Below are 8,268 nucleotides of genomic sequence, written 5' to 3' on the forward strand. Positions count from 1 at the left end.
GAAGTAAGTGATTAATTAAGCTAGCAAAATAAAGAAGCCGTCCTAAAAGATATTTAGGACGGCTTCTGTTAGGAATAGATAACTCTTTTGTCGGGTTTTTAGTACGCATCATTACAACTATTATAATAATAGGATTCATCATTGTTCGAATTACTGCAGCAAATACAATTCGTTTGTTGTATTAATAGATTGAGTGTAGATGGAGCTACAGTATCTGAGAAAGTAATACTCTCAACATCTTCTACTAAAAATGTTTTAATATCTCCTGGTGTTAAGGTAAATGTAAGTGGAGAGCGATGGTTTAATCTTGCGATTGTTAATCTAATCGTTGTTGCAAATGCAGGACTGAAACTAAATTTAATAAGTGTCTTATTATGATTTTTAGTGAAGTTTTCAAATACAGTTCGAGGAATTCCAGTTGTTATATCAAGATCTTGAGGGGTATTTCCCGTACCGAAAATAGTATAGTTCTGTATAAAACAGTTATTTGAATCTGAATTTGAAGAATTACATGGGCGATCATTTTTCTTATAATATTTTTTTCCATTTTTTAAGAAGTAATCCGCCATAATTAATCACTCCCTTCACATATAAGAATTAAAGGTTGTCCATATATAATATGAAATATATTTTTATATGTTTGGACGTGAAGGAAGAGAAAATAAAAAGAGTCCATCTGGTATGATGGACTCAATCCTGTTTTACCTGGTGTGATTCTTTATTTTAACTTCGCAAGACGATCTTCTAACTGACCACGCCAAATATCAGCTAGTTCTGGAACGGCAAGAATTTTTTCAATACCATCTTTATCTTTTCTATTATGAAAATAAATTTCGTTAGAGAACAAGACAGAAACATTGCTCGGTTGACGTTCTAGTAATGTAATTTTAGAATCTTTACGTACAGTACCTTCTTGAAGAACGCGACATAGGTAGCCTGTAAATCCAGTTGCTACAATGCGTGGCAGTATGCCAGGGATGCCAAGACGTTTTGAAATTGTGCTACAAGGTACTCTTGCTTGTGTCACTTGAATGATTGTTTCACCTAGTTGATATGTATCTCCGATGCAAACATCACGCTCTAACATATTTGTTACGGTAATGTTTTCGCCAAATGTGGAAGCTGGAAGCGTAGTTTGAAATTCCTCTTCCCATAGTGCGTAATGCTCGTGTGGGTACACACAAACAGCACGATCAGGACCGCCGTGATGTTTTAAATCCGCTACGTCATCACCACGAAATCCGTCTTTTGAGAGAAAGGCCTCTTCTGTAGGGTCTTTACATATACCTGTTATCATTTCTTTATCTTCGCCATATTTCATTTGTTTCGGTTTGCCAATGCTAAAGTGAACGAGTTCAATTCCCATATTTGATCTCCTTTACGATTGATTACAATATTATAGCATTAAAAAAGCACAGAGAATGATAAAAACTCTGTGCCTTACATTAATAAACGAGAAATCCTGCTTTATCTAACGCCTCACAAGCAGCATCTAACTTTTCTTTAGAATCTGCCTCAATTGTATGTAAGTGAATACCATCTGTTAGTTGTGAAAGATAGGAAGCATTTGTGTTTTCGATTTTTTGTAAATATTGCTCTACATCAAAGCGATTGCTTACCATGATGGATGCTGTTAAGTCACCGTATACAGGATGCTCAACTTTTACATCTTTAATCGTAACGCCATGGTCAACAAGCATTGTAAGTTCTTGACGTACTTCTGCTGGTTTGTGCTGGCATACGATTACGCGTTCAAAAGCTTGTTGTTTCTCTTGTGGTTTTAAATATAAATAGCCTTGGGCAGTCGCAATAATTGGTTCGTTTCGTGCTTTAAGCAAGGAAATATCTTGCACGATAACTTGTCTACTTACGTTTGTCTTCTTCGATAGTTCATTCCCAGATAACGGCTCATTTGCAGCGAGAAGCCACTGAAGGATAAGCTGTCGTCTTTCTTCGCCTAAAATCTTTTTTTGGTCATTTTGTTTCATTATGATTTAACACCTCTATAAAATTGATTTCCAATTGTGTGTAGTGCATGAATAGTAGTATCAATTTGATCTTTCGTTGTTTGTTGTCCGAAAGAGAAGCGGACATATTGTTTTGCCTCTTCATACGTTTTTCCAATTGCAAGCATAGTTTTCGAAGGTTCTTGTTTACCGACTTGGCAAGCACTTCCGGTGGAAATGGCGATACCATGGCGATTACATTCTAGCATAGTATATTGACCTTCTATTCCTTTTATTGTAACCCCAACAATATGTGGTAAACAAGAAGTAGAATGACCTTCTACTTCAATTTCTAGCGGAAGTGTTTGTATTTGCCCTAAAAAGTAGGATCGTAACTCTTTAAAACGTAAACTTTCTTCCCATTGAGTTTTTAATATATTTTCAGCAGCTGTTAAAAAAGATGCGATGCCGGGAACATTTACTGTGCCTGGGCGAAATCCTTTTTCGTGAGAAGTTCCTGGAAATACTTGTTCCCAGCGAGATTGCGGATTTATGTAGCAAGCGCCGACACCTTTTGGTCCGTATATTTTATGTGCTGAAACAGAAAGACTATCAATCCCCATCTCAAAAACATGGATAGGCAGTTTACCAAACGTTTGCACACAATCCGTATGAAATAAAACATTATATTTTTTTAAAAGTGCCCCGATTTCTGTAATGTTTTGAACGGTTCCGATTTCAGAGTTTCCATGCTGTATACTTGCTAGCACAGTATCTTCTGTAATAGCTGCCTCTAAATCTACTAAACAAATGAGTCCATTTTTATCAACAGGAATTTCAGTGATCGTATAGCCTTTTGATTTTAGAGATTGAAAATAACTTCGAATGGATGCATGTTCCATAGGTGTCGTAATAATATGCTTCTTAGTTCGGGGATTTAGAAGTGATTGGATCGCAAGATAGTTTGATTCCGATCCGCCACTTGTGAAAAATACTCCTTGTTCTTTTCCTCCAATCATTTCCGCAAATGTTTTTCGGCAAACTTGTAATAAAGAAGCAGCTGTTCCTCCAATATCATGTAAACTTTGTTCATTTCCGAAGTATTGCGACGCTGCTTTCATATATGTTTGTAACGCCTCCTCGCTCATAGGTGTAGTAGCTGCATAGTCAAGATATATCATCATGTAAGTTCCTCTCTCTAGTAAGAGTTACAGTTCTTTTACTTTTTAAATGGTAGTGAAAATAAGAATTATAAAAAAACTCTTGTCATTATTTTAAAACTATGTAAATATAGGTGTCAAGACAGTTGAAAAGTGTAAAGTAGGAGGCAACAATTATGCCAAGTGCAGATGTCTTAATTATTGGAAGTGGTGTTGCGGCACTTCGTGTTGCAAAAGAGATTTGTCACGAAAAGAATGTGATTATTATCACAAAGGAGACGAAACGTAATAATAATACACATTTAGCTCAAGGTGGAATTGCCGCAGCGGTAGCTACATATGACAATCCTAATGATCATTTTGAAGATACATTAGTAGCAGGGTGTCATTATAACAATGAAGAAGTGGTCCGTTATTTAGTCGAGGAGGGACCGAAAGAAATTAATAACCTTATTGAAAGAGGAATGAAATTTGATGGAGATGAAACAGGTCCTCATCTTGGAAAAGAAGGAGCGCATCGAAAACGTCGTATTTTACATGCAGGTGGCGATGCAACAGGAAAGAATTTATTAGAGCATCTTATTCAAGAAGTAGCTCCATACGTTACGGTAGTGGAACAGGAAATGGTGCTCGATTTTATTATAGAAAAAGATAAATGTGTTGGGGCTTTAACTCGCAACAATAAAGGAGAATTGAAACGTTACAATGCAGATTGTACGGTGTTAGCTTCAGGCGGTATTGGCGGTTTATACGCCTTTACTTCTAATGATGAGACGATTACAGGCGATGGACTTGCAATGGTATACCGTGTAGGCGGAGAGCTTGTAGATTTAGAGTTTATACAATTTCATCCGACGATGTTATACGCGGGTGGGCGTTGTTCCGGCCTCGTGTCCGAAGCTGTTCGCGGAGAAGGAGCTGTCCTTATAAATGGAAAAGGGCAGCATTTTATGATGGATATACATTCCGAACAGGATCTAGCACCTCGTGATGTAGTCGCACGGGCTATTCATGAACAGCTACTTGCGGGTGAAAAAGTGTACTTAAACATCGAAATGATTCAAAACTTTGAACAACGCTTTCCGACCGTGTCATCGATATGTAAAACAAATGGAGTCGATATAAATAAAAAACTTATTCCAGTCGTGCCTGGTACTCATTTTCACATGGGCGGCGTGAAAACGAACTGTGATGGAGAGACGTCTATTCCGAACTTATACGCAGTCGGTGAAGTAGCTTGTAACGGGGTTCATGGTGCAAATAGATTAGCGAGTAATTCATTATTAGAAGGTCTTGTGTTTGGAAAAAGAATCGGACGACACATTTTATCTAGAGAGACAAAAGAAAAGGTGAACATGCTAGCCGAAAAGGAAGCAAAGTTTATCGTTCTGAATCATTTACCGACGAAAGAAGAAATACAAAAATGCATGATGAAATATGTTGGGATTGTGCGAACAGAGCAAAGTTTATCTTATGCGAAGAGATGGTTTAGTAAGTATGGTGTTCGAAATATGATATTACAACATGATGTTCTTACGAATGAAGAGATAACGCTTATTAATATGTTAACTGTTTGTGAGCTTATAGTTGTGTCAGCCTTGCAAAGAGAAGAAAGTATTGGCGGGCATTACCGGAGTGATTATCCAGATAGAAATATAGGAAAGAAAGAGATTGTTCGAGTAAAGAGAAAACTACAAATTGTGTGATGAGGGGAAGAGGGGCTTTATGAACACGATAAAAGTTAAAGAAGCATTAAACCGATTTTTTTTAGAAGATATAGGAGAAAGAGATGTAACATCTCAGCTTATTTTTCCAGATAACTTGCTTTCGAAAGGAACGTTTCTTGCGAAGGATACAGGGGTCTTTGCAGGATGTTTAGTAATTGAATCAGGATTTAAATTAATTGATGAGAGAATTGAAATAGAGCTTCATCAAAAAGATGGGGATCTTGTAGAAAAAGGAGAAATTATTGCAACAGTGCAAGGTCCAATCGCATCGTTATTAACAGCAGAGCGCGTTATATTAAACGTTATTCAGCGTATGAGTGGAATAGCGACGATGACGCGTAAAGCGGTTCTTGCTTTAGATAGTAGCTATACTCGTATTTGTGATACACGAAAAACGATGCCAGGACTACGTATGTTTGATAAGTATGGAGTCGTGTGCGGCGGTGGATTTAATCATCGCTTTGGTTTATATGATGGTGTCATGATTAAAGACAATCATATTGCTTTTGCTGGTTCTATTACAAAAGCTATTACATCAGTGAAAGAAAAGTTAGGACATATGGTGAAAGTAGAAGTGGAAACAGAAACTGAGGAACAGGTGAGAGAGGCTGTCGCTGCTGGTGCGGATATTATTATGTTCGATAATCGTACGCCAGATGAAATCCGGGAGTTTTCAAAGATTGTACCAAGTGCCATCGTTACGGAAGCTTCAGGAGGCATCACAATTGAAGATTTATCGAAATACGGAAAAACAGGGGTAGATTATATTTCACTTGGAGCGTTAACACATTCAGTGAAAGCACTTGATATTAGTTTCAATATTGAAGAGTAAGGAAAGTGGCTTAGAGGGGGAGAAACGTATATGAGTATTTTAGAAAAAGTACAGCCAATTGAAACGATGTTACCAGAGCGTTATTACACAATGTCAACGGAAGATATGGAAAAGCGTGTTCGTGAAATTAAAGAGAAAATGGGGAAAATGTTATTCATTCCAGGGCATCATTATCAAAAAGATGAAGTGGTACAATTTTCAGATGCAGCAGGGGATTCACTTCAGCTTGCGCAAGTTGCAGCGAGCAATAAAGATGCAAAATATATTGTGTTTTGCGGGGTGCACTTTATGGCGGAAACAGCAGATATGTTAACTACAGATGATCAAGTTGTCATCTTACCAGATATGCGTGCAGGTTGTTCGATGGCGGATATGGCAGATATTGAACAAACAGAAAGAGCATGGAAAGAGCTCACGAAATTATTTGGAGATACGATGATTCCGTTAACATATGTGAACTCTACAGCTGCAATTAAAGCGTTTTGTGGTCGTAACGGAGGAGCAACAGTAACTTCTTCTAATGCAAAGCAAATGGTATCTTGGGCGTTTACTCAAAAAGAACGTCTCGTCTTTTTACCAGACCAACATTTAGGGAGAAATACAGCGTACGATTTAGGTATCCCGTTAGATAAAATGGCAGTATGGGACCCACACACAGATTCATTAGAGTACGATGGGGATATAGAAGAAATTCAAGTGATTTTATGGAAAGGACATTGTTCTGTTCATCAAAATTTTACAATGAAGAATATTGAGAGTGTACGAAAAAATCATCCGGATATGAATATTATTGTACATCCAGAATGTTGCTATGAAGTTGTAGCTGCTTCAGATTATGCAGGCTCAACAAAATATATTATTGATATGATTGAATCAGCGCCATCTGGTAGCCAATGGGCGATTGGTACAGAAATGAATTTAGTGAATCGAATTATTCAGCAACATCCAGATAAAGAAATTGTTTCGCTTAATCCATTTATGTGTCCGTGCTTAACGATGAATCGAATTGATCTGCCTCACTTATTATGGACACTTGAAACGATAGAAAGAGGAGAAGAAATTAACGTTATTAGCGTAGACAAACAAGTAACGGCAGAAGCAGTTCTTGCATTAAATCGTATGTTAGAGCGTGTGTAAAGCAACGGTATTCCCGTTGCTTTTTTTCATACATATAATCATAACGAGAACGAAATGGGCATACATTGTTTTGAAGAAATCATTGTGGTTCTTTATGCTTATTCCACTTCGAATGATATTGAAAATCGAAGAAGTGATAAAAGTGAAAAGAAGTTAATGTTATTTAGAAAGAGTTACTTCATGAGATTTGTTACTTATAGATAAGTTATACAGGAGGGGGAAAATTTGAAAATTCATATCGTGCAAAAAGGGGATACCCTTTGGAAAATTGCGAAAAAGTACGGAGTGGATTTTGATACGTTGAAAAAAACAAATACACAACTTAGTAATCCAGATTTAATTATGCCAGGTATGAAAATTAAAGTGCCATCAAAGAGTGTTCATATGAAACAACAGGCTGGAGCAGGTTCAGCACCTCCGAAGCAATACGTAAAAGAAGTGCAGCAAAAAGAATTTGCAGCAACACCAACTCCGCTTGGAATAGAAGATGAAGAAGAAGTTACGTATCAATCAGCACCAATTACACAGCAGCCAGCTATGCAACAAACACAAAAAGAGGTGCAAGTAAAACCGCAGAAGGAGATGCAGGTAAAGCCACAAAAAGAAGTACAGGTGAAACCACAGAAGGAGATGCAGGTAAAGCCGCAAAAAGAAGTACAGGTGAAACCGCAAAAAGAGGTGCAAAAAGAACAGCCAATTCAAAAAGAAAAACCGTCTGTTATTCAAAAACCACCTGTGATAGAAAAACAAAAACCGGCGGAAAAAGAAAACACGAAGTTTTCGGTAAATGTATTACCGCAGCCGCCACAACCACCAATAAAACCGAAAAAAGAATATAAAATTTCAGATGTAATAAAAAAAGGAAGCGAGTTAATTGCTCCTCAAATTAGTAAAATGAAACCTAACAATATCATTTCTCCGCAAACGAAAAAAAATAATATAATATCGCCGCAAGTGAAGAAAGAGAATGTAGGGAATATAGTGTCACCACAAGTGAAGAAAGAGAATGTAGGGAATATAGTGTCACCACAAGTGAAAAAAGAGAATGTAGGGAATATAGTGTCACCACAAGTGAAAAAAGAGAATGTAGGGAATATAGTGTCACCACAAGTGAAAAAAGAAAATGTAGGAAATATAGTGTCGCCGCAAGTGAAAAAAGAAAATGTAGGAAATATAGTGTCACCGCAAGTGAAAAAAGAAAATGTAGGGAATATAGTGTCACCACAAGTGAAAAAAGAAAATGTAGGAAATATAGTGTCACCACAAGTGAAGAAAGAAAACGTAGGGAATATAGTATCGCCAAATGTATCGAAAGAAAATGTAGTTATTCCACAAGTCATACCGCCAAATATTCAAATGCCGAATATAATGCCAATTATGGATAACAATCAACCACCGAATATAATGCCAATTATGGATAACAATCAACCACCGAATATAATGCCAATTATGGATAACAATCAACC

7 protein-coding genes and 1 pseudogene are annotated in these 8,268 nt (G+C 37.1%); 4 read left to right on the plus strand and 4 right to left on the minus strand.

Annotated features, from left to right (window positions below; translation table 11 throughout):
* Positions 1-98: 98 nt before the first annotated feature.
* From QO049_RS28450 to QO049_RS28465, 4 genes are all read right to left on the minus strand, one after another.
* The gene (locus tag QO049_RS28450; protein WP_000796370.1) at positions 99-569 is read right to left on the minus strand and encodes a hypothetical protein; all 471 of its coding nucleotides are present in this window, start codon (positions 567-569) and stop codon (positions 99-101) included.
* Between the two features lie 149 nt (positions 570-718).
* On the minus strand, positions 719-1,366 hold the full coding sequence (locus QO049_RS28455; RefSeq protein WP_000510668.1) for an MOSC domain-containing protein: 648 nt from the start codon (positions 1,364-1,366) through the stop codon (positions 719-721).
* Positions 1,367-1,445: 79 nt separating this feature from the next.
* Complete coding sequence (locus tag QO049_RS28460) at positions 1,446-1,988, minus strand: transcription repressor NadR (protein ID WP_000812240.1); 543 nt, start codon at positions 1,986-1,988, stop codon at positions 1,446-1,448.
* Positions 1,988-3,130, minus strand: a complete 1,143-nt coding sequence (locus QO049_RS28465) for an IscS subfamily cysteine desulfurase (RefSeq protein WP_016111795.1) — start codon at positions 3,128-3,130, stop codon at positions 1,988-1,990. Before QO049_RS28465 ends, QO049_RS28460 begins: the two co-directional genes overlap by 1 nt.
* 152 nt (positions 3,131-3,282) lie before the next feature.
* On the opposite strand from QO049_RS28465, the gene nadB reads away from it, so the two are divergent.
* From nadB to exsA, 4 genes and pseudogenes are all read left to right on the plus strand, one after another.
* The gene (nadB, locus tag QO049_RS28470) at positions 3,283-4,812 is read left to right on the plus strand and encodes an L-aspartate oxidase (protein ID WP_284489713.1); all 1,530 of its coding nucleotides are present in this window, start codon (positions 3,283-3,285) and stop codon (positions 4,810-4,812) included.
* A 19-nt stretch (positions 4,813-4,831) separates the two neighbouring features.
* Positions 4,832-5,665, plus strand: coding sequence for a carboxylating nicotinate-nucleotide diphosphorylase (gene nadC / locus QO049_RS28475; RefSeq protein ID WP_284489714.1), 834 nt, complete (start codon positions 4,832-4,834; stop codon positions 5,663-5,665).
* A 30-nt stretch (positions 5,666-5,695) separates the two neighbouring features.
* Positions 5,696-6,802, plus strand: coding sequence for a quinolinate synthase NadA (nadA, locus tag QO049_RS28480; RefSeq protein WP_098280942.1), 1,107 nt, complete (start codon positions 5,696-5,698; stop codon positions 6,800-6,802).
* 225 nt (positions 6,803-7,027) lie between these two features.
* Positions 7,028-8,268 (plus strand): annotated as a pseudogene (gene exsA, locus QO049_RS28485) (spore coat assembly protein ExsA); the annotation flags it as partial.

This window comes from Bacillus sp. RB3 (assembly GCF_030164735.1).
GTDB lineage: Bacteria > Bacillota > Bacilli > Bacillales > Bacillaceae_G > Bacillus_A > Bacillus_A cereus.